The organism is Idiomarina sp. Sol25, assembly GCF_033052775.1.
Taxonomy (GTDB): domain Bacteria; phylum Pseudomonadota; class Gammaproteobacteria; order Enterobacterales; family Alteromonadaceae; genus Idiomarina.
Map to the genome: position 1 here is coordinate 1 of NZ_JAUPEW010000179.1, position 257 is coordinate 257.

Here is a 257-nt window from a genome sequence, read left to right on the forward strand (position 1 = left end):
TGGGCCAGCCTCGACCTGCTCAGCGGCAACGCAGCCACGGCAGCGGTTAACAGCTATCAGTCGATGGTGACCGCGGCCTATAACGATTACTTCCAGCTCAAGAACATCGCCTTCACCAACTGCGCCACCGCGTGCACCTATAATCCCAGCTCGGTCGGTCTGACCGTGCTGCGGGCGCAGGTTGCCGCCAAGCTCGGCATCGATCCCACGCGCGTCACGGCGACGGATATGCAAACCGAGGCGACGCAGCGTCTCGA

General features: G+C 63.0%; 1 protein-coding gene. It reads left to right on the forward strand.

What is annotated here, in order from left to right; all coding sequences use genetic code 11:
* Positions 1-257 (forward strand): hypothetical protein (locus Q5L94_RS13910; protein ID WP_317498944.1); only part of this gene is annotated, 257 nt, incomplete at both ends.